Raw genomic sequence first — 26,865 nt, forward strand, 5'->3', positions numbered from 1 at the left:
ACTATGAGTGTTCTTTCAAAGGGATGGTCCGCGGCCGCTCCAGCCAGGCGCCTTCGCCGTCGGGAACGATTTCGACCACATCGACCTGCGAACCACTGATGGCGACGATCCTCCCATCGTTACGCCCCAGGTAATCGCCGACTTTCAACCGATGCACCCCGCCCGCCCCGCGCAGCAGCGCGAAGGAACCGGTCGCATTGGCGATCGTTCCGACCATTTCAAACTGCTCGATGTTGAAACCTTCGAGGTACTGCTTGACCCGATTCAGGTCAGGTTTGACGTTGCGCGAGCCGTGTTTCTGGCCGGCCAGATCGACTCTGATCTGTCGGGAAAACGGGCTTCGCAGGTTGGCGGCGCTGTAAGTGAATGTTGGGTAAGACCGAAATGTCGGCGTTGGTTCAATCTTGCCGGGCGCACGCAGCCGCATTTCGTTCATGTAGGCATCCAGGTCGCTGAAATCATTGTCGCCGCCGCAACCGGCCAGGCCGGCGACCAACACAACCATCGACAAGCAACGAATCGGGCTCATTTTTGCAGCCCCTTGTCGTTGTAGCGGTAGGTCTTGGCGAGGATTCTCATGCGCAACTTCGAGCCACCTTCCGGGTTGGCCGACGCAAGGTCGAAGTCATGCAGGGTGACAATCCGGGGCAGCCCGGCGACACCGCTGACGAAGGTGGCCAGGTCATGATAGGCGCCGGTGACGGTGATCTGGATCGGCAGCTCGATGTAGAACTGCTGTGTGTTCTCCGGCAGCAGTTTGATCTCTTCGAACTCCAGGCCACTGCCCAGGCCGGTGCGAGTGATGTCCTCCAGCAGGCCGGGCACTTCGGTGTCGCTGGGCAATTGCCGCAGAAGTACGCCAAAGGAGTTCTCCATTTCCTTCATCTGCTGCGTATACAGCTCCAGATTCGCCGCCATATGGGCCTTGTTGGCGAATTGCTCCTTGAGGGCCGACTCTTCCTCGCGCTTGAGTTCGAGATGGCTCTGAAGGTCGCTGATGGAAAAACTGTAGCCCAGCGAAAGCACCAGCATCATGAGCAGGATACCCGCCAGTGCCTTGATGGCTGGCGGCCAGGAACCCATGTTATTGGTGTCCAGGTCATTGATGTCGATCTTGCGCAAGCTTTCGAACCAGTCAGACAGCCTCATTTGCCGCCCTCCGCAGCGGCGGGCTGGGTCTGACGAACGGTCAGCTGAAAGACGTTGGCCTGATCCAGCTGACCGGCGGTCATCGCTTTGACTTCCGTGAGGCTGGGCGCATCGAACCAATCGGACGCATCCAGATTGCGCATCAGGTCCGAGACTCGATTGTTGGACTCCGCCGCTCCGGTGATGGACAAGGACTTGCCGGCCATTTTCACCTCAGTGAAATACACGCCGTCGGGCAGCGTCCGCGCCAGCTGATCGAAAATACGCCCGCTGATCGGCCGGTTGCCTTGCAGGTCCTGGATGATGCGCATGCGCTCGACCAGTTGCTGGCGACGCGCCTTCAAATCGCTGATCTGTTTGATCCGCTCATCAACCACGGCAATCTGTTTGCCGATGTAATCGTTTCGAGCCACTTGCCGATCGATAGCGCCACTGATGGCCTGGTTCGCGATGAGCACAGCACCCACAGCCCCTACCATCACACCGACCAGCGCCAGCAGAAAGCGTTTGCGGCGCACTTCACGCAGTTCTTCGCGCCAGGGTAAAAGATTGATCCGTGCCATCAGTCGAAACTCCTGAGGGCCAGCCCGCAGGCGATCATCAGTGCCGGCGCATCGCTGGCCAAGGCACCGGCGTTGACCTTGCTGCTCAGTGTCATGTCGGAAAAGGGGTTGGCCACTTGCGTCGGCGTACCCAATCGTTGCTCGATCAAGCGGTCCAGCCCCGGGACCGATGCGGTACCGCCGGCCAACAGAATGTGATCGACCGAGCTGTACTGACCGGAGGCGAAGAAAAACTGCAACGAACGCGACACCTGTTGCACCAGCGCATCGCGAAACGGCTGTAACACCTCAATGACGTAATCGTCCGGCAAACCACCCTGTTTCTTCGCCAGCCCCGCCTGCTCGATGGTCAGGCCATAGCGTCGCTGGATTTCTTCCGTCAGTTGACGACCGCCGAACAATTGCTCGCGGGTGTAGATGATCCGCCCCTGGTGCAGCACGCTCAGGGTGGTCATGGTGGCGCCGATATCGACCACCGCTACCGTGAAACGCTCCTGAGAAGCAGCCAGCTGTCTCGCCAGCAATCCGTAGGAACGCTCCAGCGCATAGGCCTCCACGTCGACCACGCGAGCTGTCAGGCCAGCCAGGGCCAGGGCCGCTTCCCGGACCTCGACGTTTTCCTTGCGACAGGCCGCCAGCAGCACGTTGACCCGCTCGGGGTTGCGCGCAGAAACGCCCTGGACCTCAAAGTCGATGGCCACTTCGTCCAATGGATAAGGGATGTATTGATCGGCCTCGATCTTCAGCTGGTTTTCCATTTCGTCGTCGGAAAGACCGGCGTCCATCTCGATGGTCTTGGTAATCACCGCCGAACCGGCCACGGCCACGGCGACGTTCCTGAGGTTGGTCTTGGCCTTGAGCAACACGCGGGCGAGCGCCTGCCCTACGCCTTCGAGCTCGGCGATATTTTTCTCGACCACCGCATTAGTGGGTAAAGGTTCCACCGCATAGGCCTCGACCCGATAACGGTCGCCTTGGCGGCTTAGCTCCAGAAGCTTGACCGACGTGGAGCTGATGTCGATCCCCAGAAGCGTATTGGCTTTCTTATTGAAGAGTCCTAGCACTACCAATTCCCTATGACTATCCGTGTCTTACGGACTCTGTAATATCCATTGCGTTCAAACCACCCGTCTTGACAGCAGCGCAAATCACGCTCCCGCCGGAAAAATGCTTATAATGCCCAGCGCTTTTTTCCGGTTTTTACTTCAAGTGCGGGTCGTTCCCTGTTTATCTGAACCCTGATGCCTAATTCATTCTTTGCCCTGGATGTCCAAAAGCCTTGATTCGTCTGCTGAAATTTTTCGGTTGGTCCATCGTCGCCGTTTTCTGCGGACTGCTCCTCGGTCTTAGCGGCGCCTTTCTCTACCTTAGTCCGGGATTACCATCCGTGGAGGCTCTGAGAAGCATCCAGTTGCAGATTCCTTTGCGGGTCTACAGCAGCGACAACAAGCTGATCGCAGAATTTGGCGAAATGCGCCGCACACCGATCCGGTTCGCCGACATTCCGCCCAATTTCATTAATGCGTTACTAAGTGCTGAAGACGACAACTTCGCCAATCATTACGGTGTCGATCCTGGCAGCCTGATGCGCGCGGCCACCCAATTGATAAAAAGCGGACACATTCAGTCCGGCGGCAGCACTATCACCATGCAGGTGGCGAAGAATTTCTTCCTGACCAGCGAACGCAGCTTCTCGCGCAAAACCACTGAAATTCTCCTGGCCCTGCAGATTGAACGGCAGTTGACCAAGGACGAGATTCTCGAGTTGTACGTCAACAAGATCTATCTGGGCAACCGTGCTTATGGCATCGAGGCCGCCGCGCAGGTTTACTACGGCAAGTCGATTCGTGATGTCAGCCTGGCGCAGATGGCGATGATCGCCGGTCTGCCGAAAGCCCCTTCGCGCTTCAACCCGCTGGCCAATCCGGCCCGCAGCAAGGAGCGTCGCGACTGGATCCTTGGGCGCATGTACAAGCTCGGCAAAATCACCGAAGCCGACTACACGACCGCGATCAACGAGCCGCTGAACGCCAGCTATCACGTGCCGACCCCGGAAGTGAACGCACCGTACATCGCTGAAATGGCCCGCGCCGAAATGGTCGGCCGGTATGGCAGCGACGCCTATACCGAGGGTTTCCGCGTCACCACCACGGTGCCGAGCAACCTGCAGGAAATGGCCAACACCGCCCTCCATGAAGGGTTGATGACCTACGACCAGCGCCATGGTTATCGCGGACCGGAGTCGCGCCTGCCGGGCAAGACTCGCGAGGCCTGGACAACCGAGCTGACCAAGCAACGCACCATCAGCAGCCTTGAGCCCGCCATCGTCACCCAGGTCGACAAGACCGGCCTGCAAGTGCTGACCCGTACCGGTGAGGAACATGTCAGCTGGGACACCATGAAATGGGCGCGGCCGTTCCTCAACACCAACAGCATGGGCGCCAACCCGAAACAGCCTTCGGACGTCGCCCAGGTCGGCGACCTGATTCGTGTGCAGCGCCAGCCAGACAACTCGCTGAAATTCAGCCAGATCCCACAGGTTCAGGGCGCCCTGGTTTCCCTCGATCCGCAGAACGGTGCGATTCGTTCCCTGGTCGGCGGCTTCGCCTTCGAACAGAGCAACTACAACCGCGCCATGCAGGCCAAGCGCCAGCCGGGCTCGAGCTTCAAGCCGTTCGTCTACAGTGCGGCGCTGGATAACGGCTACACCGCCGCCAGCCTGGTGAATGACGCGCCGATCGTGTTCGTCGACGAGTACCTGGACAAAGTCTGGCGCCCAAAGAACGACACCAACACCTTCCTCGGCCCGATCCGCATGCGCGAGGCGCTCTACAAGTCGCGCAACCTGGTGTCGATCCGCTTGCTGCAAGCGCTGGGCGTTGACCGCACCATCGACTACATCAGCAAGTTCGGCTTCAACAAGCAGGACCTGCCACGCAACCTGTCCCTGGCCCTCGGCACCGCGACGCTGACGCCCATGGAAATCGCCACAGGCTGGAGCACTTTCGCCAACGGCGGCTACAAGATCACCCCCTACATCATCGACAAGATCGAAAGCCGCAATGGCGACACGCTGTTCGTCGCCAACCCGCCGAGCGTCCCCAAAGGCAACGTCGTCACCGACGGTATCGCTGCCCCTGTCGCGGCCAACGCCTTCACCGTCAGCGCCACCCCCGGCGAAGCGCTGACCGCACAGCCAGCACCACAAACGCCGGCCGTGGCCGAGCGCATCGTCGATGGCCGCACCACTTACATCCTCAACAGCATGCTCGAGGACGTCATCAAACTCGGCACCGGCCGCCGCGCCCTGGCCTTGGGCCGTAGCGACATTGCGGGCAAGACCGGTACCACCAACGAGTCCAAGGACGCCTGGTTCTCCGGGTATAACGCCGATTATGTGACCACGGTCTGGACCGGTTTCGACCAGCCTGAAAGCCTGGGTCGCAAGGAGTTCGGCGGCACCGTCGCCCTGCCGATCTGGATGAGTTACATGGGCGCCGCACTCAAAGACCTGCCGCCCCACACGCAGCCGGAGCCGGAAGGCATCCTCAGCCTGCGAGTCGACCCGATCAGCGGCCGTGCAGCCAGCCCAGGCACGCCAGGTGCCTACTTCGAGCTGTTCAAGGCCGAAGATACGCCACCGTCGGCAAACGAGCTGGGCAACGGTATTGCACCGGGAAGCCCACTGCCAGCGGATGAAGCGGCGCCGATCGATTTGTTCTGATCGCCTGAAGCTGCAAAAAGCCCCGTCTTCGAAAGAAGAGCGGGGCTGATCGTTCCCACGCTCTGCGTGGGAATGCCTCAAGGGACGCTCTGCGTTCCAGCTCTGGAAAGGGACGCGGAGCGTCCCGGGCTGCATTCCCACGCAGAGCGTGGGAACGATCGGCGACCCTCAGACATAAAAAAGCCCCGACTCAATAAGAGCCGGGGCTTTGTGTTGAAGCGCTACAACGACTTAGCCGTTGAACACGTCATCCACGCTTTTCAGCGGGTAGTTCTTCGGATACGGCAGGGTCGCTACGCCGGTCTCGATCGCAGCCTTGGCCACCGCATCGGAGATCACGGTGATCAGACGGGCATCCATTGGTTTCGGAATGATGTACTCGCGACCGAATTCCAGTTTGATGCCGCCGTAGGCGTCGCACACTTCCTGAGGAACCGGCAGCTTGGCCAGTTCACGCAGAGCGTTGGCCGCAGCCACTTTCATTTCTTCGTTGATGCGCTTGGCGCGAACGTCCAGGGCACCGCGGAAGATGAACGGGAAGCCCAGTACGTTGTTGACCTGGTTCGGGTAGTCCGAACGGCCGGTCGCCATGATCACGTCGTCACGGGTGGCGTGAGCCAGCTCCGGGGCGATTTCCGGATCAGGGTTGGAGCACGCGAACACGATCGGGTTGGCCGCCATGGATTTCAGGCCTTCAGCGCTCAGCAGGTTCGGGCCGGACAGGCCAACGAACACGTCCGCGCCTTTCAGGGCATCGGCCAGCGTGCGTTTTTCAGTCGAGTGAGCGAAAACAGCCTTGTACTGGTTCAGGTCGTCACGGCCGGAGTGGATCACGCCGGTACGGTCAACCATGAAGATGTTTTCGATGTTGGCACCCATGCTCACCAGCAGTTTCATGCAGGAGATGGCGGCAGCACCGGCGCCCAGGCAGACGATCTTGGCGTCGGCGAGGGTTTTGCCAGCGATTTCCAGGGCGTTGATCATGCCGGCCGCAGTAACGATCGCGGTGCCGTGCTGGTCATCGTGGAATACCGGAATGTCGCACTGCTCGATCAGAGCACGTTCGATCTCAAAGCACTCAGGTGCCTTGATGTCTTCCAGGTTGATGCCACCGAAGGTGATGGAGATGCGCTTGACGGTGTCGATGAAGGCTTGCGGGCTTTCGGAGTCGACTTCGATGTCGAAAACGTCGATGCCGGCGAAGCGCTTGAACAGCACGCCTTTACCTTCCATGACTGGCTTGGAAGCCAATGGGCCAAGGTTACCCAGGCCGAGAATTGCGGTGCCATCGGAAATGACTGCAACCAGGTTGCCTTTGCCGGTGTATTTGTAGGCCAGTTCAGGATCGCGGGCGATTTCGCGTACTGGTTCGGCTACGCCGGGGCTGTAGGCCAGCGACAGGTCGCGGGCGGTAGCGGTGGCCTTGGTGAGCTCGACACTCAGCTTCCCTGGACGGGGATGGGCGTGATATTCGAGAGCGGCAGTTTTCAGATCAGACATAGGGGCATTCCGCTTTTTACTGTTGGACAGACGGACCGCCGAGGATACTCGCCTCGCAAAGTCCTCACAAGACTGACCAGTCACCCCTGTCAAGCGCCCGGCCCTACGACTTTGGACCAAGAGCCGCGGAACACAAGGGATTGACTGTTCACAATCGACAGAAAAAATGTCTACAATTTTTTATCACTGCGCCAGTTGAAGCATCGCCGGGTCGGTCAAGGGCAAAAGCCAGCGCGCCTGCCCTTCTTTCAGTCCGCCACGCCGCGAGCGATCCAGCACCCAACCACGGGCCTCGATCTGCCTGCCTTTCAGCCGCTCGAGATTCGCCACATCGAACTGCCCCAGCAAATTGGGTGCAACGCGCAATACAACCGAATCCTGCAACTCGATCCAAACCCCGCCGCGATTGCGCTGAACCTTGCTCACACGGCCGCTGAGCACAGCGAAACCGGACGTGTTGATCTGCTCCGCTTTCAGCACAGGGGATTGACGCCACAACCCGAGCCCGGCCCGACGGGCACTGTGTTCCGCCGCTTGCTGGCAGTCGACCAAATCGACATTCGGCGCGACCGCCACCAGGAAACCGAGCCCTTCAGCAAGCATCTGCGCTTCAAGGTTGGCGCCATCGGCGCCGTAGACATGGGCCAAGGTGCGGCCGTAATGGTCTTTGCTTTCTTTACCGGGCAGCAAACCGACTCGGCCATCACTGGCAGCCACCAGCGCTTCCAGGCGTTGGCGTGCCGCCACGGCGAACGGCTCGTCGGAGCGGCCTTTCTTGCCCAGCTCCGGCGTATTCAAACCGATCATGCGCACGCTGCGGCCATCGCTCAGGCGTAGCGTGTCACCATCCACCACCCGTTGCACCACAACGGATGACAGCCCGCTCGGCGCCGGGCAGAAGGCCTGGGCACCGGAAAGCCAAATCGCAGACACAAAAAAGGCGCCCGCGAGGGACGCCTTTTTCATCAGCAAGGTAAAGCCCATGGGGCTTTGTAACCTTACTCTGCTGCAGCAGCAGGTTTCTTGCCGAAAGCACCGAAACGGTCTGCGAAACGCTGTACACGGCCGCCAGTATCCAGAGTCTTCTGCTTACCGGTGTAGAACGGGTGGCACTCGTTGCATACGTCAGTACCCAGTGGCTTGCACAGGTTCGAACGAGTTTCGAACTTGTTGCCGCAGCTGCAAGTTACTTCGATGGTTTCGTACGCTGGATGGATATCGGCTTTCATGGTGTATTCCTCAGGCTAGTGTGCCGCCACTCAACACTATTGTTGAATACCGCACATAATTAGGCCGCGGATTCTACCAGACCTTCGCGATCACGCAAGCTGTCCCTTACACCGACCGTCTGCTAGGCTCGCGCCCCAAATGCTGATCATCTGCACGCAGACCTGTGGGAGCGGGCTTGCTCGCGAAAGCGTCCTGACAGTCAATGAAGATGCCGACTTTATAGGCCTCTTCGCGGGCAAGCCCGCTCCCACAGGGATTGCGCTCAGCCTTTCTTACTGCCCGCTCAGAGAGAATCCCCCGCGTGCCCGACGCCATTTTGCGCCTCGCCCTGCCTTCGCCGCTGCGCCGTCTGTTCGATTACCGTGCCCCGGCCGGAGTCCTGCGTGCCCAGTTGCAACCTGGCATGCGCCTGCGGGTGCCGTTCGGCCGACGGGAGATGATCGGGATTCTGGTGGAGGTCACCGACACCAGTGAAGTGCCGGTAGAAAAGCTCAAGCCGGCCCTGGCCCTGCTCGATGCCACACCGCCCCTGCCGCCAGCGCTGTTCAAGCTGTGCCTGTGGACGTCTCAGTATTACCAGCACAGCCTCGGCGACACTTTGAGCTGGGCGCTGCCGGTGTTGCTGCGTCAGGGGGAACTGGCCGAAGCACGGCAGGAACGCTTCTGGTCCGCCGCACCCGGCGCCAGCCTCGATGATCCGCGCATCGCTCGCGCCCCGCGTCAACGTGAGGCCCTGGCGACCCTGGCCCAGCATCCCCACGGTGTCGCCCATCAGTTGTTGAGCAAACTGATGTTGAGCAAGGACAGCCTGGATTTGCTGCTGGCCAAGAATCTGGTGCAAGTCGAAATCCGCAAGCACGCCCCCGACGCCCGCCACGAACACTGGCTGGCGCAACCGGAACTGCCGCTCAACCCCGAGCAACGTGCGGCCTATGAGGCGATTCGCGCAGGTTTCGACAGTTATCACGCGTTCCTGCTGGCCGGCGTCACCGGCAGCGGCAAGACTGAAGTCTATTTGCAGTTGATCCGCGAAACCCTCGAGGCCGGTAAACAAGCGCTGGTACTGATCCCGGAAATCAACCTCGGCCCCCAGACCCTGGCGCGCTTCGAGCAGCGTTTCAATGCACGCATCGCGCTGATCCACTCGGCGGTCAACGACCGCGAGCGCCTCGAAGCCTGGCTCGCCGCCCGGGACGGTGACGCCGACATCATTATCGGCACCCGCTCGGCGCTGTTCACGCCGATGAAGAACCCCGGCCTGATCATCATCGATGAAGAGCACGACGGTTCCTATAAACAGCAGGAAGGCCTGCGCTATCACGCCCGCGACCTGGCATTGGTGCGCGCCCGCCAGGAAAACATCCCGATTGTCCTCGGCTCCGCCACGCCGTCGCTGGAAAGCCTGCACAACGCCTACACCGGTCGATACGGGCTCCTACGCCTGAACGAACGTGCCGGCGGCGCCAAGCAACCACGCTTCTTACGTCTGGACGTGAAAAGTCGTCCGCTGGACAGCGGCATTTCCGGGCCGATGCAGCAGGCCATCGGCCAGACGCTGGCCGCCGGGCAACAAGTGTTGGTGTTCCTCAACCGTCGCGGTTTTGCCCCGACCTTGCTCTGTCACGACTGCGGCTGGATGTCCGAGTGTCAGCGCTGCGATGCGCGCATGACCGTGCACCAGCGCTCCGGCGAACTACGCTGCCACCATTGCGGCTACGTCGAACGCGTCCCTCGGCATTGCCCGAAATGCGGCAAGGTCGATTTGCGACCCGTCGGCGCCGGCACCGAGCGCGCCGAAGAACGATTGGGGATTTTGTTTCCGGACGTCCCGGTGCTGCGGGTCGACCGCGATAGCACTTCGCGTAAAGACGCGATGAATCAGCTGTTCGCGACCATACAGAAGGGCCAGCCCTGCATTCTGGTCGGCACGCAAATGCTTGCCAAAGGGCACCACTTTCCACGGGTGACGCTGGTGTCGATTCTCGATGCCGACGGCGGGCTGTTCTCCGGCGACTTCCGCGCCAGCGAGCGCATGGCGCAGTTGATCGTCCAGGTGGCCGGGCGTGCGGGCCGGGCTGAAGAGCCGGGCAAAGTGATTATCCAGACGCACCTGGCCGACCATCCGCTGCTGGTGCAGTTGACTGAACAGGGCTATTTCGCCTTTGCCGAACAGGCGTTGAGCGAACGTCGCTCGGCGGGTCTGCCGCCGTTTGCGCACCTGGCGCTGCTGCGGGCCGAAGCGCACAAACCGGGGCAAGCTGAAGGTTTTCTGGATGAGGCGTGCAGCGAGGCCGAGCGTTTGCTGGCCGAACAGCACCTGACCGGGATTGAACTGCTAGGGCCGGTACCGGCACCGATGGAACGCCGGGCCGGGCGTTATCGTGCGCAGTTGTTGCTGCAAGCGACGGCCCGGGCGCCGTTGCATCGACTATTAAGCAGCTGGCTGCTGGTGTTGGAGCAGATGCCGAGTGGGCGGGCGGTGCGCTGGTCGCTGGATGTCGATCCTGTGGATTTGTATTGATTTCAAAATCGCCATCGCGAGCAGGCTCGCTCCCACAATGGGTCTGTGGTGTTCATTGGTTTGGTGATTGACGCCTATCCCCTGTGGGAGCGAGCCTGCTCGCGATGGGGCCCGATTTGTCACCACATATCCATAACCAGCCCGCTATAGTTGGCAAGCCCGTCTTCGCAACGGATAATGCCCAGTTTTTCCACTAGCGCATCCAGGCGCCGCCGCGCTTGCGGTCGAAAGAGAACACCATGAAAGACACCATTCGCCAGCTGATCCAACAAGCCATCACCCAACTCGTCAACGAAGGTGTGTTGCCTGAAGGCCTGTCGCCGGCGATCCAGGTGGAAAACTCCCGCGACAAGACTCACGGCGATTTCGCCAGCAACATCGCCATGATGCTGGCCAAGCCGGCTGGCATGAAGCCGCGCGACCTGGCAGAGAAAATCATCGCCGCGCTGCCGGCTGACGAAAACGTCACCAAGACCGAAATCGCCGGCCCAGGTTTCCTGAACTTCTTCCAGAACACCCAGGCCCTGGCCACTCGCCTGGACGCTGCTCTGGCCGACGATCATATCGGCGTGCGCAAGGCGGGTCCGGTGCAGCGCACTGTCGTCGACCTGTCGGCACCGAACCTGGCCAAAGAGATGCACGTCGGCCACTTGCGCTCGACCATCATCGGCGACGGTGTGGCCCGGGTCCTGGAATTCCTCGGCGACGAAGTGATCCGTCAGAACCACGTCGGCGACTGGGGCACCCAGTTCGGCATGCTGATGGCGTATCTGCAGGAAAACCCGATCACCAGCGACGAGCTGTCGGACCTGGAAAACTTCTACCGCGCCGCCAAGCAACGCTTCGACGAATCCGAAGAGTTTGCCGATCGCGCCCGTGGCCTGGTGGTCAAGCTGCAAGCCGGCGACCCGGACTGCCTGGCGCTGTGGACCAAGTTCAAAGACATCTCGCTGTCGCACTGCCAGAAAATCTACGAACTGCTGAACGTCAAACTGACCATGGCTGACGTGATGGGCGAAAGCGCCTACAACGACGACCTGATCAACGTAGTCAACGACCTCAAGGCCGCCGGCCTGCTGGTCGAAAGCAACGGCGCCCAGTGCGTGTTCCTCGACGAGTTCAAGAACGCCGACGGCGACCCGCTGCCGGTGATCATCGTCAAGGCTGACGGCGGTTACCTCTACGCCACCACCGACCTGGCGGCCGTGCGTTACCGCAGCGGTGTGCTGAAGGCCGATCGTGCGCTGTACTTCGTCGACCAGCGCCAGGCCCTGCACTTCCAGCAAGTGTTCCAGGTCGCGCGCCTGGCCGGCTTCGTGACGCACCCGATGGAAATGGAACACATGGGCTTCGGCACCATGAACGGCGCCGATGGCCGTCCGTTCAAGACCCGTGACGGCGGCACCGTGAAGCTGATCGACCTGCTGACCGAAGCCCAGGAGCGTGCCTACAACCTGGTGAAAGAAAAGAACCCGGAACTTGCCGAAGACGAACTGCGCAACATCGCCAAGGTCGTGGGCATTGGCGCGGTGAAATACGCCGACCTGTCCAAGCATCGCACCAGCGACTACAGCTTCAACTTCGACCTGATGCTGAACTTCGAAGGCAACACCGCACCGTACCTGCTGTACGCCTACACCCGCGTGGCCGGCGTGTTCCGCAAACTCGGCAAGGACTTCAGCGAAGTCGAAGGCCAGATCGTCCTCGAAGCCCCGCACGAACACGAACTGGCGGCGAAGCTCGCGCAGTTCGGCGAAGTGCTGAACAACGTGTCCGACAAAGGCACGCCGCACATTCTGTGCACCTACCTGTACGATGTCGCCGGCCTGTTCTCCAGTTTCTACGAGAACTGCCCGATCCTCAGCGCCGAGACCCCGGCACAAATGCAGAGCCGCCTGCGCCTCGCCGCGCTGACCGGTCGCACTCTCAAGCAAGGCCTGGAACTCTTGGGCCTGGAAACTCTGGAGCGTATGTAAGTTGGCTGCCAAGAAAAAACCAGCACCCAAGCGTGGCGCCAGCCGTTACCAAGCTCCTGCAAAGCAACCGATCCCGGGTTGGCTGTGGATGGCCATCGGCCTGACGGTCGGCGCTTTTCTGGTGTTCCTGATGAAACTGGAACCGGGCAAGGGTAGCGAGAGCGTCAAGCGCGAGAAGGTCGAGCAGCAGAAAGCCAAGATCGCCGAGGCCAACAAGACCCCGCCGAGCCCGACGCAACCGGTGAAGCCGAAGTACGACTTCTACACGTTGCTGCCGGAATCGGAAGTCATCGTGCCGCCGGATGCGGTGCCGGAGAAAACCCTGCCGACGCCGCAAGTGCCGGCCATTCCGACGACACCGGTTACGCCCGAGCAAGCGGCGAAGATCGATACCGCACGGGCTCAGGCCGCCCTGGCCGGGATTACCCCGCCGCCAGCGCCACCGGTGTCCAAAGCGGCGCCGGTGACCAAGTTCTTCCTGCAGGCCGGTTCGTTCCGCAAGGAAGCTGATGCGGACAAGGTTCGGGCCCAGATCATCCTGCTCGGTCAGGCGGTAGCGGTTGAATCCGGCACCGTGAAGGACGAAACCTGGTATCGAGTGCTGGTTGGTCCGTTCAGTAATCGCGAACAACTGACCACCGCCCAGAAACAACTGGCTGGCAGCGGGTTCAGCAACCTGTTGTTACAACAACGCCAAAGCCGCTAACCCTTCATGATCGTTCCCACGCGCAGCAAAGGAATGCAGCCCGGGACGCTCCGCGTCCTTTCCAGAGCTGGAACGCGGAGCGTCCCTTGAGGCATTCCCACGCAGAGCGTGGGAACGATCAATAAACAGCCTGCTTTTGTGGCGAGGGAGCTTGCTCCCGCTGGAGTGCGCAGCACTCCCAAATCCGGCCACCGCGATCCGTCAGACGGACCGCGGAGGCTGGGTTTACGACTGCTTCGCAGCCGAGCGGGAGCAAGCTCCCTCGCCACAGGAACTCACCCGTCCCCTTCTTTGCCACTGACACACCGCTCGTCCCCTCTCCCTTCCTGCAGTTGAAATCCTCTCCACCACCCCCATATGAGTTGGCATAAGGCATTTTCGCCCCGCTGCGTGGAGACTCTCCCTTGACCACCATCGTTTCAGTTCGCCGCCACGGCAAAGTCGTCATGGGCGGCGACGGCCAGGTTTCTCTGGGCAATACCGTTATGAAAGGCAACGCGAAGAAAGTTCGCCGCCTGTACCACGGCCAAGTGATCGCCGGTTTTGCCGGGGCCACCGCTGACGCCTTCACCCTCTTCGAGCGCTTCGAAGGCCAGCTTGAGAAACATCAGGGCCACCTGGTTCGCGCCGCTGTCGAACTCGCCAAAGAATGGCGCACTGACCGCTCCCTCAGCCGCCTCGAGGCCATGCTCGCGGTCGCGAACAAAGACGCTTCTCTGATCATCACCGGCAACGGCGACGTGGTCGAACCTGAAGAAGGTCTGATCGCCATGGGTTCCGGTGGCGGTTACGCCCAGGCTGCCGCCAGCGCGCTGCTGAAGAAAACCGACCTGTCGGCCCGGGAAATCGTCGAAACCGCCCTCGGCATCGCCGGCGACATCTGTGTATTCACCAACCACACCTTCACCATTGAGGAGCAGGACCTCGCTGAGTAAGCCTGTCTTGGCCACCACGCCACGGCTCACTTTTACCTGAGGACCGCCAATACTATGTCCATGACTCCCCGTGAAATCGTCCACGAACTCAATCGCCATATCATCGGCCAGGACGATGCCAAGCGCGCCGTCGCCATCGCGCTGCGTAACCGCTGGCGCCGGATGCAGCTGCCTGAAGAGCTGCGCGTTGAAGTCACGCCAAAAAACATCCTGATGATCGGCCCGACCGGTGTCGGTAAAACCGAGATTGCCCGTCGTCTGGCGAAACTGGCCAACGCGCCGTTCATCAAGGTCGAAGCGACCAAGTTCACCGAAGTCGGCTATGTCGGCCGCGACGTTGAATCGATCATTCGTGACCTGGCCGACGCGGCGATCAAGCTGCTGCGCGAACAGGAAATGACCAAGGTTCGCCACCGCGCCGAAGACGCCGCCGAAGATCGCATCCTCGACGCCCTGCTGCCACCGGCACGCATGGGTTTCAGCAACGAAGACGCCGGATCGTCCGCTGACTCCAACACCCGCCAACTGTTCCGCAAGCGCCTGCGCGAAGGTCAGCTGGATGACAAAGAGATCGAAATCGAAGTCGCCGAAGTGACCGGTGTCGATATCTCCGCGCCACCGGGCATGGAAGAGATGACCAACCAGTTGCAGAGCCTGTTCGCCAATATGGGCAAGGGCAAACGCAAGAGCCGCAAGATCAAGGTCAAGGAAGCGCTGAAACTGGTGCGCGACGAAGAAGCCGGTCGCCTGGTCAACGAAGAAGAGTTGAAGGCCAAGGCACTGGAAGCGGTCGAGCAGCACGGCATCGTGTTCATCGACGAAATCGACAAAGTCGCCAAGCGCGGCAATTCCGGTGGCGTCGACGTCTCCCGTGAAGGCGTACAGCGCGACTTGCTGCCACTGATCGAAGGCTGCACCGTCAACACCAAACTGGGCATGGTCAAGACCGACCACATCCTGTTCATCGCGTCCGGTGCATTCCACCTGAGCAAGCCGAGCGATCTGGTGCCAGAGCTGCAAGGTCGCCTGCCGATTCGTGTCGAACTCAAGGCGCTGACGCCTGAAGATTTCGAACGCATTCTCAGCGAGCCGCACGCGTCGCTCACCGAGCAGTATTGCGCCCTGCTGAAAACCGAAGGCCTGGTGATCGAGTTCCAGCCGGACGGCATCAAGCGCATTGCCGAAATCGCCTGGCAGGTCAACGAGAAGACCGAGAACATCGGTGCCCGCCGCCTGCACACGCTGCTTGAGCGCCTGCTTGAAGAGGTGTCGTTCAGCGCCGGCGATCTGGCCAGCGCCCACGACGAAAAGGCGATCCTGATCGACGCCGAATACGTCAACAGCCACTTGGGCGAATTGGCGCAGAACGAAGACCTGTCCCGTTATATCCTGTAGGTCACATTCTGTGTGAGCGGGCTTCTGTGGCGAGGGAGCTTGCTCCCGCTGGGTCGCGAAGCGGCCCCAAAATCGGCGAATGCGGTTTATCAGCAAGACCCCATTCGCCGGATTTACGACTGCTGCGCAGCCGAGCGGGAGCAAGCTCCCTCGCCACAGGATCACCCGCCGACACAGGGCCTCCATTAAGACGGACGACCGGCCCCATGACGACCCAACTCCCCACCGACATCAAACTGCACAAAGCCTCGAAAACCCTGTCGCTGAAATATGCGTCCGGCGAGGAACATCACCTGCCCGCCGAGTTCCTGCGCGTGCACTCTCCTTCCGCCGAGGTCCAGGGCCACGGCAAACCTATCCTGCAATTTGGCAAGATCGGCGTAGGCCTGACCAAGGTCGAACCGGCCGGTCAGTACGCACTGAAATTGACCTTCGACGACGGCCACGACAGCGGCCTGTTCACTTGGGAATATCTGTACCAGTTGGGCGTGCGCCAAGAGGATCTCTGGAACGATTATCTTGCCGAACTCAAAGCCGCCGGAAAGACCCGCGACCCGAACGAATCCATCGTCAAGCTGATGCTCTAACTCGGGCCTCTCGCTCATTAGAAGGCATTTTCTAATTCCATCTGTTTGAATGCTCCGCTTTCGGGTCAACGATTGGCCTGCTTGCGAAAAAAATTAAACTCGGGTAACCAATGGAGCTGGCAAGGTACCTGCAGTGCTCTCTGAACTAAAAAGCAGCGATGCAGAATTAACGGTCACCCGAGCAGTAGTACCTGGCACTGGCTGTGGACTGCACAGCTGGACCCAGGTACTCGTCTCAGGACAATGGAGCGTCGTAGATGAGTAACAAGAATAACGATGACCTGAAAGTTCAGGCCTCGGAAAATACCTTGGGGCTGAATCCGGTCGTTGGACTGCGTAGAAAAGATCTGTTGGGCTCTGCCCGTATGGTGCTGACCCAGGCCATCAAACAACCGATTCACAGTGCAAAGCATGTCGCTCATTTCGGTATCGAACTGAAGAACGTGCTGTTCGGCAAATCCGCGCTGCAACCGACAAGCGATGACCGTCGCTTCCACGACCCGGCCTGGAGTCAGAACCCGCTCTACAAACGTTATTTGCAAACTTACCTGGCGTGGCGCAAGGAACTCCACGACTGGATCGGCGAAAGCAACCTCTCGCCCAAGGACGTCGCACGCGGGCATTTCGTGATCAACCTCATGACCGAAGCCATGGCCCCGACCAACAGTGCGGCCAACCCGGCGGCGGTCAAACGCTTCTTCGAAACCGGCGGCAAAAGCCTGCTCGACGGCCTCTCCCATCTGGCCAAGGACCTGGTGCACAACGGCGGCATGCCGAGCCAGGTCAACATGGGCGCATTCGAGGTCGGCAAGAGCCTGGGCGTCACCGAAGGCGCGGTGGTGTTTCGCAATGACGTGCTGGAACTGATCCAGTACCGGCCGACCACCGAGCAAGTCCACGAGCGCCCGCTGCTGGTAGTGCCACCGCAGATCAACAAGTTCTATGTTTTCGACCTGAGCCCGGACAAGAGCCTGGCGCGCTTCTGCCTGCGCAACAACATGCAGACGTTCATCGTCAGCTGGCGCAACCCGACCAAGGAGCAGCGCGAGTGGGGTCTGTCGACCTACATCGAAGCGCTCAAGGAAGCGGTCGACGTGGTCACCGCGATCACCGGCAGCAAAGACATCAACATGCTCGGCGCCTGTTCCGGCGGCATCACCTGCACCGCCTTGCTGGGCCACTACGCCGCACTCGGCGAGAAAAAGGTCAACGCCCTGACGCTGCTGGTCAGCGTGCTGGACACCACCCTGGACAGCGACGTGGCACTGTTCGTCGACGAGCAGACCCTCGAATCCGCCAAACGCCACTCCTACCAGGCCGGCGTACTGGAAGGCCGCGACATGGCGAAAGTTTTCGCCTGGATGCGCCCCAACGACCTGATCTGGAACTACTGGGTCAACAACTACCTGCTGGGCAACGAGCCGCCGGTGTTCGACATCCTGTTCTGGAACAACGACACCACACGGTTGCCCGCCGCGTTCCACGGCGACCTGATCGAGATGTTCAAGACCAACCCACTGATCCGTCCTGATGCACTGGAAGTGTGCGGCACGCCGATCAATCTGAAGCAGGTCACTGCCGACATCTACTCCCTGGCCGGAACCAACGACCACATCACTCCGTGGAAGTCCTGCTACAAGTCGGCGCAACTGTTCGGTGGCAAGGTTGAGTTCGTGCTGTCCAGCAGCGGGCATATCCAGAGCATTCTGAACCCGCCGGGCAATCCGAAATCGCGCTACATGACCAGCTCCGAAATGCCGGTCAAGGCCGAGGAGTGGCAAGAAAATTCCACCAAGCACACCGATTCCTGGTGGCTGCACTGGCAGGCGTGGCAAGCCGAGCGTTCGGGCGAGCTGAAAAAGTCCCCGACGAAATTGGGCAACAAGGCTTATCCAGCAGGTGAAGCTGCACCAGGCACGTATGTGCATGAGCGGTAACTGACACACCTCGCTCCCCTGTGGGAGCGAGCTTGTGTGGCGAGGGGATTTAGCGATACGTCGCTAAATCCCCTCGCCACACAAGCGCGCTCCTACAGGGGATCGGGGGTGAAATTGAGAGAGTGACCCCACAGGGCTTGAAGCATGCCGCAACCGTTCATATTTCGTACCGTCGACCTGGATGGCCAGACCCTCCGCACGGCGGTACGCCCCGGCAAGCCTCACTTGACGCCCTTGCTGATTTTCAACGGCATCGGCGCCAACCTGGAGCTGGTGTTTCCGTTCGTCGCGGCGTTGGACCCGGACCTTGAGGTCATCGCCTTCGACGTTCCTGGTGTCGGCGGTTCGTCGACGCCAAGGCAACCGTATCGCTTTCCGGGCCTGGCGAAACTCACGGCGCGGATGCTCGACTATCTCGACTACGGGCAAGTCAACGTGATTGGCGTGTCGTGGGGTGGCGCCCTGGCACAGCAGTTCGCCTACGACTATCCCGAGCGCTGCAAGAAACTCGTTCTGGCGGCCACGGCGGCTGGCACGGTGATGGTGCCGGGCAAGCCGAAAGTCCTGTGGATGATGGCCAGCCCACGACGCTATATCCAGCCATCCCACGTGATCCGTATTGCGCCGATGATCTATGGCGGTGCGTTCCGTCGCGATCCGACCCTGGCCGCCAGCCATGCCGCCAAGGTCCGCTCGGCAGGCAAGCTCGGTTACTACTGGCAGCTGTTCGCCGGCCTCGGCTGGACCAGCATTCACTGGTTGCACAAGATCCACCAGCCAACCCTGGTCCTGGCTGGTGACGACGATCCGCTGATCCCGTTGGTCAACATGCGCTTACTGGCCTGGCGGATTCCCAACGCCCAGTTGCACATCATCGATGACGGGCATCTGTTCTTGATTACCCGGGCCGAAGCAGTGGCACCGATCATCATGAAGTTTCTCCAGGAAGAACGTCAGCGTGCCGTGATGCATCCGCATCCGGCGCCATTGGGCGGCTAATCGGCCCTGGCTTTTGTTACAAAAAGGGGTCGGGAAGACGCAGCGCCGCGCAACAACCCGCAACAGCGTCTATGGTGTTCTGGTTCGGTGTATCTGTATTTGGCCTGAAGACGAAGGAGTGTTGATTCATGCGCGAAAAACCAGCGAGGGAATTTTTATCCACTCCCGCCGCGTTCATTAATGCGCAGAGTGCAATTACCGGTCTGCGTGGTCGGGATCTGTTTTCCACCCTGCGCAGCGTGGCCGCCCATGGATTGCGCAACCCGGTGCACACCGCCCGACACGCCTTGAAGCTGGGCGGTCAACTGGGCCGCGTACTGCTGGGCGAAACCTTGCACCCGACCAATCCGCAGGACAATCGCTTTGCCGACCCGGCGTGGAGCCTCAATCCTTTTTATCGCCGCAGTTTGCAGGCTTACCTGAGCTGGCAGAAGCAGGTCAAACACTGGATCGACGAGAGCAACATGACCCCGGACGATCGCGCCCGCGCGCACTTCGCGTTCGCCTTGCTCAACGACGCCATGGCACCGTCCAACAGCCTGCTTAATCCGCTGGCGATCAAGGAGATCTTCAACTCCGGCGGCAACAGCCTGGTGCGAGGCATCAGCCACCTGGTCGATGACTTACTTCACAACGACGGCCTGCCCAGACAAGTCACCAAGCAAGCTTTCGAAGTCGGCAAAACAGTCGCCACCACTACGGGCTCCGTGGTGTTTCGCAATGAGCTGCTGGAGTTGATCCAGTACAAGCCCATGGGCGAAAAGCAGTATTCCAAACCGCTGCTGGTAGTGCCGCCACAGATCAACAAGTACTACATTTTCGACCTGAGCCCGCACAACAGCTTCGTCCAGTTCGCCCTGAAGAACGGCCTGCAAACCTTCATGATCAGCTGGCGCAATCCGGATGTGCGTCATCGCGAATGGGGGCTGTCGACGTACGTCGAAGCCGTCGAAGAAGCGATGAATGTGTGCCGGGCAATCACCGGCGCTCGCGAGGTCAACCTGATGGGCGCCTGCGCGGGCGGGCTGACCATTGCCGCCCTGCAAGGCCATTTGCAGGCCAAGCGACAATTGCGGCGAGTGTCCAGCGCGACCTATCTCGTGAGCCTGCTCGACAGCCAGATGGACTCGCCTGCGACCCTCTTCGCCGACGAACAGACGCTTGAAGCGGCCAAGCGTCGCTCCTATCAGAAAGGCGTGCTGGACGGCCGCGACATGGCCAAGGTCTTCGCCTGGATGCGCCCCAACGATTTGATCTGGAGCTATTTCGTTAACAACTACCTGTTGGGCAAAGAACCTCCGGCGTTCGACATCCTCTACTGGAACAACGACAACACACGTTTGCCGGCAGCCTTGCACGGCGACTTGCTGGACTTCTTCAAACACAACCCGCTGAGTCATCCGGGTGGTCTGGAAGTGTGCGGCACGCCGATCGATTTGCAGAAAGTTACCGTCGACAGTTTCAGCGTCGCCGGCATCAACGACCACATCACCCCGTGGGATGCGGTGTATCGCTCGACCCTGCTGCTGGGTGGCGAGCGGCGCTTCGTGTTGTCCAACAGCGGTCATGTGCAGAGCATTCTCAACCCACCCTCAAACCCGAAAGCCCACTTCGTCGAGAGCACGAAGCTGAGCTCTGACCCACGGGCCTGGTATTACGACGCCAAGCAAGTCGATGGCAGTTGGTGGACCCAATGGCTGGGCTGGATTCAAGAACGTTCAGGTGCGCAAAAAGAGACCCGCATGGTGCTTGGCAACCAGAACTATCCACCGATGGAGGCAGCACCCGGTACTTACGTGCGTGTGCGCTGACGTTCAACGAACCATTAAGAAGACTGGATGAAAACCCGCGACCGGATTCTCGAGTGTGCTTTGCAGTTGTTCAATCACAAGGGCGAGCCGAACGTCTCCACCATGGAAGTGGCCAACGAAATGGGCATCAGCCCGGGCAACCTCTACTACCACTTCCACGGCAAGGAGCCGTTGATTCTCGGACTGTTCGAGCGCTTCCAGGCCGAACTGGCGCCCCTGCTCGATCCCCCGGCCGATGTGGAACTGGCACCGGAAGATTACTGGTTGTTCCTGCACCTGATCGTCGAACGCCTGGCCCATTACCGGTTTCTGTTCCAGGACCTGTCGAACCTCGCCGGGCGCTTGCCGAAACTGGCCAAGGGCATACGCAACCTGCTCAATGCGCTGAAGCGCACACTGGCTTCGTTGCTCGCTCGATTGAAGGCTCAGGGGCAATTGGTCAGCGATACCCAGGCGTTGGGGCAGTTGGTGGAACAGATCACCATGACGCTGCTGTTCTCGCTGGACTATCAGCGGATTCTTGATCGCGAGGGCGAGGTGAGATTGGTGGTGTACCAGATCATGATGCTGGTGGCGCCGCATCTGTTGCCGCCGATCAAGGTCGCGACGGAGCAAATGGCCCTTCAATACCTCGAAGAACACGAGTAACCCTGTAGGAGCGAGCCTGCTCCGGGCGGCGTTCCGAGGATGGCGGCGTGTCAGCCAACATTAATATCGACTGACACTCCGCCATCGTCGGAACGCCGCCCGGAGCAGGCTCGCTCCCACAGTGGATCTGTGGTGTTCATTAATCTGTGCACAAAAAAACGCCCGACCTTTTCAGGCCGGGCGTTTTCTTGAGCCCTGGAATCAGGACTGACTGGTTGGCGTCGAAGGAGCTGGCGCGACAGTCGGGGTTGCAGCAGGGGTCGGCGCAGTTGCGGAGTTCGATGCACTGACCGGGGCCGGGGTTGCCGGTTTGGCGGCAGCCGCTGCTGGTTTTGGTGCAGCGGCTTTCGGCGCTGCCGGCTTTTTCACCGCTGGCTTCTTCGCTGCGGCAGGTTTGGCCGCTGGCTTGGTAGCGGGTTTGGCCGCTGCAGTTTTGGCAGCCGGTTTAGCGGCTGGTTTTGCTGCTGCCTTGGCCGCTGCAGGTTTCGCTGCGGCAGTTTTGGCCGCTGGTTTGGCAGCCGGTTTAGCGGCAGCTTTAGCCAGTGGCTTGGCAGCGGACTTGGCTGCAGGTTTGGCCGCCGCGGTTTTCGCCGCAACAGGCGCTACCTTGGCACCGGTGAGTTTTTCGATTTGCTTGGTCAGGGTATCGACCTTGCTGTGCAGTGCCTTGACTTCATTGCGGCTCGGTACACCCAGGCGCGAAATGGCGCTGTTCAGACGCTTGTCGAAAGCCCCTTCCAGCTCATCCCACTTGCCCAGTGCGCGATCTTTCACACCGCTGATGCGCGACTTGGCCGACGTAGCAGAGTCCTTGGCAGCATCGACTTTTTTGCCGACAGCGCTCTTGGTGAGCTTCTCGGCTTTCTCGCCGTCTTTAACCAATGCATCGAAGAGCTTGCTGCCGTCAGTGTCGATCTTCGAGTACACGCCTAAACCAGCCAGCCAGATTTTGCGGGAGTAGTCTTCGACTTTCCCAATCCACGAGCTGCCTTCTTTTTCGGTGTTCTTTTTACCAGCCATCCCGTTCTCCTTAAGATTTACGCGCGACGCGTTCGAGCAATGCCGTCAGCTCATCGAGCTTGGCAGAGAGTGTCTCAACGTCATGTTTAGACGGAATGCCGATACGATTCAAGGTACTTGCGACACGCGAGTCAAAAGCCTTCTCGACCTTGTCGAGTTGAAGTTCGACCTTGCCTTTGAAAGTGCTCACTTCACTCTTGGCTTCATCGATCTCGGCATTGGCCGCTTCAAGCTTCTCGGCAACTACTTTTTTGCCTTTCTTTTCAACAGTTTGACCAGCCTTTACCAACTCTTGAAAGTACTCGCTGCCCTCTTGGCCGACCTTGGTGTAGGCACCCAGGCCTGCCAGCCAGATCTTGCGGGCATAAGATTTAACGTCGCTCAGAGCAGTCGTCGAAGCGTCGATTTTTTTCTTCAAAATAACTTTGGCCATGGTGCACCTCACGCGCAGAAGGTTTGAGGAACTGCCCGCGAAAGCGTCGGGCTCAGGCACAAAGTAGTGAGAATAATTAGAAACGGCACCCTAACAACTGACATAAAAGGTCGGGAACACCACAAAACAAATGTAGGAGTGAGCCTGCTCGCGATAGCGGTCTATCAGTCGAAATCAATGTTGACTGATGGACCGCTATCGCGAGCAGGCCCACTCCCACAGAGGAAGGGATTTCAATCAGGCCAACGCTTTATCGAGGGCCTTTTCGATTTCCGATTTGATGGTGCCGCTCATGGCCGACATCAACAGACCCAGTTCGACATCGACCTTGATCGAGTCCTCACCCACATACACCGCGCCTTTCACACCGGAACGCTTGAGGTTCAGGGTGTCGCCGGACCATTGCGGCTCCAGGCCATACTGATCGGACAGTTTCTGCGCCAACAGATCAGCCTTCTCGCGGGCCGCTTCCTTGCCCAGGCCATGGGCACGCTCAACACTAATACGGGCCATCGAATGACTCCTGCTTTATGAATACTTTCCTGAAGCATCTTGACCGCTACTGCGGCAAAACGTCCCGGTGGTTACCTATCTTACCTGCAGCCTTGCCAAGACAAAGCAGGCCACCGGGATTAGAATGTCCCGCATTCTCTTTTGGTGACAGCGATATGACTGATCAGCGCAAAGGCAGCGATGCCGAACCCACCACTCACTTCGGCTTCAAAAACGTTCCGGAAAGCCAGAAAGCGGAAAAAGTCGCTGAGGTATTCCACTCGGTAGCCGCCAAGTACGACTTGATGAACGACCTCCTGTCGGGCGGCATGCACCGTCTGTGGAAGCGTTTCGCGATCGAGCTGTCGGGCGTTCGCACCGGTAACCGCGTGCTGGACATCGCCGGCGGCACGGGCGACCTGACCAAGAAGTTCTCGCACCTCGTTGGCCCGACCGGCCAGGTCGTGTTGGCCGACATCAACGAATCCATGCTCAAGGTCGGTCGTGACCGCCTGCTGGACCTGGGTGTGGCCGGCAACGTCGAATTCGTCCAGGCCGACGCTGAAAAGCTGCCGTTCCCGGATAACCATTTCGACTGCGTGACCATCGCTTTCGGCCTGCGCAACGTTACCCATAAAGAAGACGCCCTGCGCTCGATGCTGCGCGTACTGAAACCGGGTGGCCGTTTGCTGGTGCTGGAATTCTCCAAACCGACCAACGCGCTGATGTCCAAAGCCTACGACGCCTACTCGTTCGCCTTCATGCCGTTGATGGGCAAGCTGATCACCAACGACTCGGAAAGCTATCGCTACCTGGCCGAATCGATCCGCATGCACCCGAATCAGGAAACCCTGAAGTCGATGATGGTCGAGGCCGGTTTCGACCGCGTGACCTACCACAACATGACCGCAGGCATCGTCGCCCTGCACCGTGGCATCAAGCCCTGATGTTGCTGGCCGGCCTGCTCGCCAGCGTTGAACTCGGTCTGAATCGGGTGCTGCGTCTCGACAGCACGGCGTTGCCGCGGCTGGCGCATTTGAGTGGCAAGGTGATTGCCGTCGACTGCCGCAACCCGGCGCTGCAACTGTTCATCCTGCCCAGCGACGAAGGCCTGATGCTGGCTTCCCAGTGGGAAACCGGCGCCGACTGCACCTTGCGCGCACCGGCCTCCAGCCTGTTGAAGCTTGCCATGAGCAAGGACAAGACTTCGATCCTGCATGCTCCTGAAGTCGAACTCGATGGCGACAGCGGCGTGCTGCTGGAACTGGCGGCGATCCTTCAGGACCTTGAACTGGACTGGGAGTATGAACTCTCGCGCTGGCTGGGGCCTGTCGCCACGCAACTGCTCGGCGGTCACCTGCGCAGTCGCGCACGCTGGTATCAGCAAGGGTTCGCCAGCCTCAATCAGAACCTTGGCGAGTACCTGGCCGAAGAATCGCGCACCCTCGTCGGTCAGCGCGAAGCCGAAGCCCGTTTCAGTGAACTGGACCAGATCAAACTCGATCTGGAACGTCTCGAGGCGCGTTTCGAGCGCCTCTCCCGATCCCTCGACCCAAGCGATAACGCATGAAGCTGCTTGCCGTCCGCCGTTTGTTGCGCATCCAGCGCGTTGTGATTCGCTACCGCCTCGATGACCTGTTGTTCGCCCTGCCACTGCCGTGGTTTCTGTTGGCGTTGCGCTACGCCCTGCCGTGGCGCTGGTTCCCGCGCAAGACGCTGGACCTGAGCCGCGGCGCGCGATTGCGTCTGGCGTTGCAGGACCTGGGACCGATTTTCATCAAGTTCGGGCAAATCCTGTCCACCCGCCGCGACTTGCTGCCGGAAGACATCGCCGATGAGCTGATGAAACTGCAGGACCGCGTACCGCCGTTCGACTCGCAAGTGTCGGTCAGGCTGATCGAAGAACAGCTCGGCAAAAAGATCAGCGAAGTCTTCAGCCGCTTCGACGTCGAACCGCTGGCCTCGGCCTCGGTGGCGCAAGTGCATGCCGCGCAGCTGAAAACCGGTGAAGAAGTGGTGGTCAAGGTGATCCGCCCGGGCCTCAAACCGATCATCGCGCAGGATCTGGCGTGGCTGTTCATCCTCGCCCGCGCCGCCGAAAAACTCTCGGCCGACGCGCGCCTGCTGCACCCGGTGGACGTGGTCCAGGACTACGAAAAAACCATCTACGACGAACTCGACCTGTTGCGTGAAGCGGCCAACGCCAGCCAGTTGCGACGTAACTTCGACGGCTCGGAGCTGCTCTACGTGCCGCAAGTCTATTGGGACTGGTGCCGGCCGAAAGTGCTGGTGATGGAGCGCATCTACGGCATCCAGGTCACTGACCTCGCGACCCTCGCCGACCAGCGCACCGACATGAAAATGCTCGCCGAACGCGGCGTCGAGATCTTCTTCACCCAGGTGTTCCGCGACAGCTTTTTCCACGCCGACATGCACCCCGGCAACATCTTCGTCAGCACCGTGAACCCGTGGAGCCCGCAGTACATTGCGATCGACTGCGGCATCGTCGGCAGCCTGACCCCGGAAGACCAGGACTATCTGGCGCGCAACCTGTTCGCGTTCTTCAAGCGTGATTACCGTCGTGTGGCGCAGTTGCACATCGATTCGGGGTGGGTGCCGGCGGAAACCAAACTCAACGAATTCGAGGCGGCGATCCGCACCGTGTGCGAGCCGATCTTCGAAAAACCGTTAAAGGATATTTCTTTCGGCCAGGTGCTGATGCGCCTGTTCCAGACCGCCCGGCGCTTCAACATGGAAGTGCAGCCGCAGCTCGTGTTGCTGCAAAAAACCCTGTTGAACATCGAAGGCCTGGGCCGTCAGTTGTACCCGGACCTCGATTTGTGGAACACCGCCCAGCCGTTCCTCGAACGCTGGATGCGTGAGCGCGTCAGCCCCAAAGCCTTGATCGGCAATGTGCAGAGCCAGTTCGAACAACTGCCGCACCTGGCCAACATGGCCCGCGATCTGCTCGAGCGCATGTCCCAGCCCCACGCCTACGACCCGCCGCCTCCGTGGCACCGCCGCAAGGACGATTGGCTGCTGCGACTGCTCGGCTGTGCGCACCTGGCCGGCGGCACCATACTCGCTGCCGGCGGGCCGCTGAACGAGCTGGGGCATTGGCCGGCCGGGATCATGGTGGCCGTTGGTTTGTATCTGGTCGTTCGTCGATAGCCAGCGCCCCCGCACGCTGGCACACTGTTTCAACGCTGGGTTCTACTCATGAAGTGTGGAACCGCTGT

At 60.2% G+C, this 26,865-nt stretch carries 24 protein-coding genes; 14 read left to right on the top strand and 10 right to left on the bottom strand.

The window, feature by feature from the left end; genetic code table 11:
* Position 1 precedes the first annotated feature (1 nt).
* Genes PFAS1_RS09130 through PFAS1_RS09145 form a run of 4 tightly spaced genes read right to left on the bottom strand, consistent with a single transcriptional unit; the run spans position 2 to position 2,776 of the window.
* Positions 2-529, bottom strand: coding sequence for a pilus assembly protein PilP (locus PFAS1_RS09130; RefSeq protein WP_076028937.1), 528 nt, complete (start codon positions 527-529; stop codon positions 2-4).
* Positions 526-1,149: a type 4a pilus biogenesis protein PilO gene (pilO, locus tag PFAS1_RS09135; RefSeq protein ID WP_076028938.1), complete on the bottom strand. Its 624-nt coding sequence runs from the start codon at positions 1,147-1,149 to the stop codon at positions 526-528. Before pilO ends, PFAS1_RS09130 begins: the two co-directional genes overlap by 4 nt.
* Positions 1,146-1,712 carry a PilN domain-containing protein gene (locus PFAS1_RS09140; protein ID WP_076028939.1) on the bottom strand — a complete coding sequence of 189 codons (567 nt, stop codon included), beginning with the start codon at positions 1,710-1,712 and terminating at the stop codon, positions 1,146-1,148. The genes pilO and PFAS1_RS09140 overlap by 4 nt, the downstream gene beginning before the upstream one ends.
* Complete coding sequence (locus tag PFAS1_RS09145; RefSeq protein WP_076028940.1) at positions 1,712-2,776, bottom strand: pilus assembly protein PilM; 1,065 nt, start codon at positions 2,774-2,776, stop codon at positions 1,712-1,714. Before PFAS1_RS09145 ends, PFAS1_RS09140 begins: the two co-directional genes overlap by 1 nt.
* Before the next feature lie 218 nt (positions 2,777-2,994).
* Between PFAS1_RS09145 and PFAS1_RS09150 the strand changes: the two genes are divergently transcribed.
* Positions 2,995-5,436, top strand: a complete 2,442-nt coding sequence (locus tag PFAS1_RS09150) for a penicillin-binding protein 1A (protein WP_371916910.1) — start codon at positions 2,995-2,997, stop codon at positions 5,434-5,436.
* 231 nt (positions 5,437-5,667) lie between these two features.
* Here PFAS1_RS09150 and PFAS1_RS09155 read toward each other — a convergent pair whose 3' ends face one another.
* The 3 genes from PFAS1_RS09155 to rpmE form a co-directional block, all read right to left on the bottom strand.
* Positions 5,668-6,936, bottom strand: coding sequence for a malic enzyme-like NAD(P)-binding protein (locus PFAS1_RS09155; RefSeq protein WP_008149557.1), 1,269 nt, complete (start codon positions 6,934-6,936; stop codon positions 5,668-5,670).
* A 183-nt stretch (positions 6,937-7,119) separates the two neighbouring features.
* On the bottom strand, positions 7,120-7,920 hold the full coding sequence (locus PFAS1_RS09160; RefSeq protein ID WP_076028941.1) for a thermonuclease family protein: 801 nt from the start codon (positions 7,918-7,920) through the stop codon (positions 7,120-7,122).
* A gap of 14 nt (positions 7,921-7,934) precedes the next feature.
* A complete protein-coding gene (gene rpmE / locus PFAS1_RS09165; protein WP_008149553.1) occupies positions 7,935-8,165 on the bottom strand; it encodes a 50S ribosomal protein L31 in 231 nt (76 codons plus the stop codon).
* Positions 8,166-8,467: 302 nt separating this feature from the next.
* On the opposite strand from rpmE, the gene PFAS1_RS09170 reads away from it, so the two are divergent.
* The 10 genes from PFAS1_RS09170 (at position 8,468) to PFAS1_RS09215 (ending at position 21,681) form a co-directional block, all read left to right on the top strand.
* A complete protein-coding gene (locus tag PFAS1_RS09170; RefSeq protein ID WP_076028942.1) occupies positions 8,468-10,687 on the top strand; it encodes a primosomal protein N' in 2,220 nt (739 codons plus the stop codon).
* Positions 10,688-10,926: 239 nt separating this feature from the next.
* Positions 10,927-12,663 (top strand): arginine--tRNA ligase, encoded by a 1,737-nt coding sequence (argS, locus tag PFAS1_RS09175; protein ID WP_076028943.1) that lies wholly within the window; start codon positions 10,927-10,929, stop codon positions 12,661-12,663.
* A 1-nt stretch (position 12,664) separates the two neighbouring features.
* A complete protein-coding gene (locus PFAS1_RS09180) occupies positions 12,665-13,369 on the top strand; it encodes an SPOR domain-containing protein (protein ID WP_074872886.1) in 705 nt (234 codons plus the stop codon).
* A 404-nt stretch (positions 13,370-13,773) separates the two neighbouring features.
* Positions 13,774-14,304, top strand: a complete 531-nt coding sequence (gene hslV, locus PFAS1_RS09185; protein WP_007899242.1) for an ATP-dependent protease subunit HslV — start codon at positions 13,774-13,776, stop codon at positions 14,302-14,304.
* Between the two features lie 54 nt (positions 14,305-14,358).
* Positions 14,359-15,699: an ATP-dependent protease ATPase subunit HslU gene (hslU, locus tag PFAS1_RS09190; protein ID WP_076028944.1), complete on the top strand. Its 1,341-nt coding sequence runs from the start codon at positions 14,359-14,361 to the stop codon at positions 15,697-15,699.
* 206 nt (positions 15,700-15,905) lie between these two features.
* Complete coding sequence (locus PFAS1_RS09195; RefSeq protein WP_033055352.1) at positions 15,906-16,286, top strand: gamma-butyrobetaine hydroxylase family protein; 381 nt, start codon at positions 15,906-15,908, stop codon at positions 16,284-16,286.
* A gap of 257 nt (positions 16,287-16,543) precedes the next feature.
* Entirely contained in the window at positions 16,544-18,223 is a 1,680-nt protein-coding gene (phaC, locus tag PFAS1_RS09200; protein WP_076028945.1) for a class II poly(R)-hydroxyalkanoic acid synthase, read from the top strand.
* Between the two features lie 144 nt (positions 18,224-18,367).
* On the top strand, positions 18,368-19,222 hold the full coding sequence (gene phaZ / locus PFAS1_RS09205) for a poly(3-hydroxyalkanoate) depolymerase (protein WP_076028946.1): 855 nt from the start codon (positions 18,368-18,370) through the stop codon (positions 19,220-19,222).
* 128 nt (positions 19,223-19,350) lie between these two features.
* Positions 19,351-21,033: a class II poly(R)-hydroxyalkanoic acid synthase gene (phaC, locus tag PFAS1_RS09210; RefSeq protein ID WP_076028947.1), complete on the top strand. Its 1,683-nt coding sequence runs from the start codon at positions 19,351-19,353 to the stop codon at positions 21,031-21,033.
* Positions 21,034-21,060: 27 nt separating this feature from the next.
* Positions 21,061-21,681 carry a TetR/AcrR family transcriptional regulator gene (locus PFAS1_RS09215; protein WP_008149531.1) on the top strand — a complete coding sequence of 207 codons (621 nt, stop codon included), beginning with the start codon at positions 21,061-21,063 and terminating at the stop codon, positions 21,679-21,681.
* A gap of 201 nt (positions 21,682-21,882) precedes the next feature.
* Here PFAS1_RS09215 and PFAS1_RS09220 read toward each other — a convergent pair whose 3' ends face one another.
* From PFAS1_RS09220 to PFAS1_RS09230, 3 genes are all read right to left on the bottom strand, one after another.
* The gene (locus PFAS1_RS09220; protein ID WP_076028948.1) at positions 21,883-22,701 is read right to left on the bottom strand and encodes a phasin family protein; all 819 of its coding nucleotides are present in this window, start codon (positions 22,699-22,701) and stop codon (positions 21,883-21,885) included.
* A gap of 10 nt (positions 22,702-22,711) precedes the next feature.
* On the bottom strand, positions 22,712-23,134 hold the full coding sequence (locus PFAS1_RS09225) for a phasin family protein (RefSeq protein ID WP_074872868.1): 423 nt from the start codon (positions 23,132-23,134) through the stop codon (positions 22,712-22,714).
* 237 nt (positions 23,135-23,371) lie between these two features.
* Positions 23,372-23,647 carry a polyhydroxyalkanoic acid system family protein gene (locus PFAS1_RS09230; protein WP_074872865.1) on the bottom strand — a complete coding sequence of 92 codons (276 nt, stop codon included), beginning with the start codon at positions 23,645-23,647 and terminating at the stop codon, positions 23,372-23,374.
* Positions 23,648-23,802: 155 nt separating this feature from the next.
* Here PFAS1_RS09230 and ubiE point away from each other — a divergent pair, with 155 nt between their 5' ends.
* Genes ubiE through ubiB form a run of 3 tightly spaced genes read left to right on the top strand, consistent with a single transcriptional unit; the run spans position 23,803 to position 26,797 of the window.
* Entirely contained in the window at positions 23,803-24,573 is a 771-nt protein-coding gene (ubiE, locus tag PFAS1_RS09235; protein WP_007948968.1) for a bifunctional demethylmenaquinone methyltransferase/2-methoxy-6-polyprenyl-1,4-benzoquinol methylase UbiE, read from the top strand.
* Positions 24,573-25,196: a ubiquinone biosynthesis accessory factor UbiJ gene (locus PFAS1_RS09240; protein WP_076028949.1), complete on the top strand. Its 624-nt coding sequence runs from the start codon at positions 24,573-24,575 to the stop codon at positions 25,194-25,196. Before ubiE ends, PFAS1_RS09240 begins: the two co-directional genes overlap by 1 nt.
* Entirely contained in the window at positions 25,193-26,797 is a 1,605-nt protein-coding gene (ubiB, locus tag PFAS1_RS09245; RefSeq protein WP_074872859.1) for a ubiquinone biosynthesis regulatory protein kinase UbiB, read from the top strand. Before PFAS1_RS09240 ends, ubiB begins: the two co-directional genes overlap by 4 nt.
* Positions 26,798-26,865: the final 68 nt, after the last annotated feature.

It is taken from the genome of Pseudomonas frederiksbergensis, from assembly GCF_001952935.1.
In the GTDB taxonomy this organism is placed as follows: Bacteria; Pseudomonadota; Gammaproteobacteria; order Pseudomonadales; family Pseudomonadaceae; genus Aquipseudomonas; species Aquipseudomonas frederiksbergensis.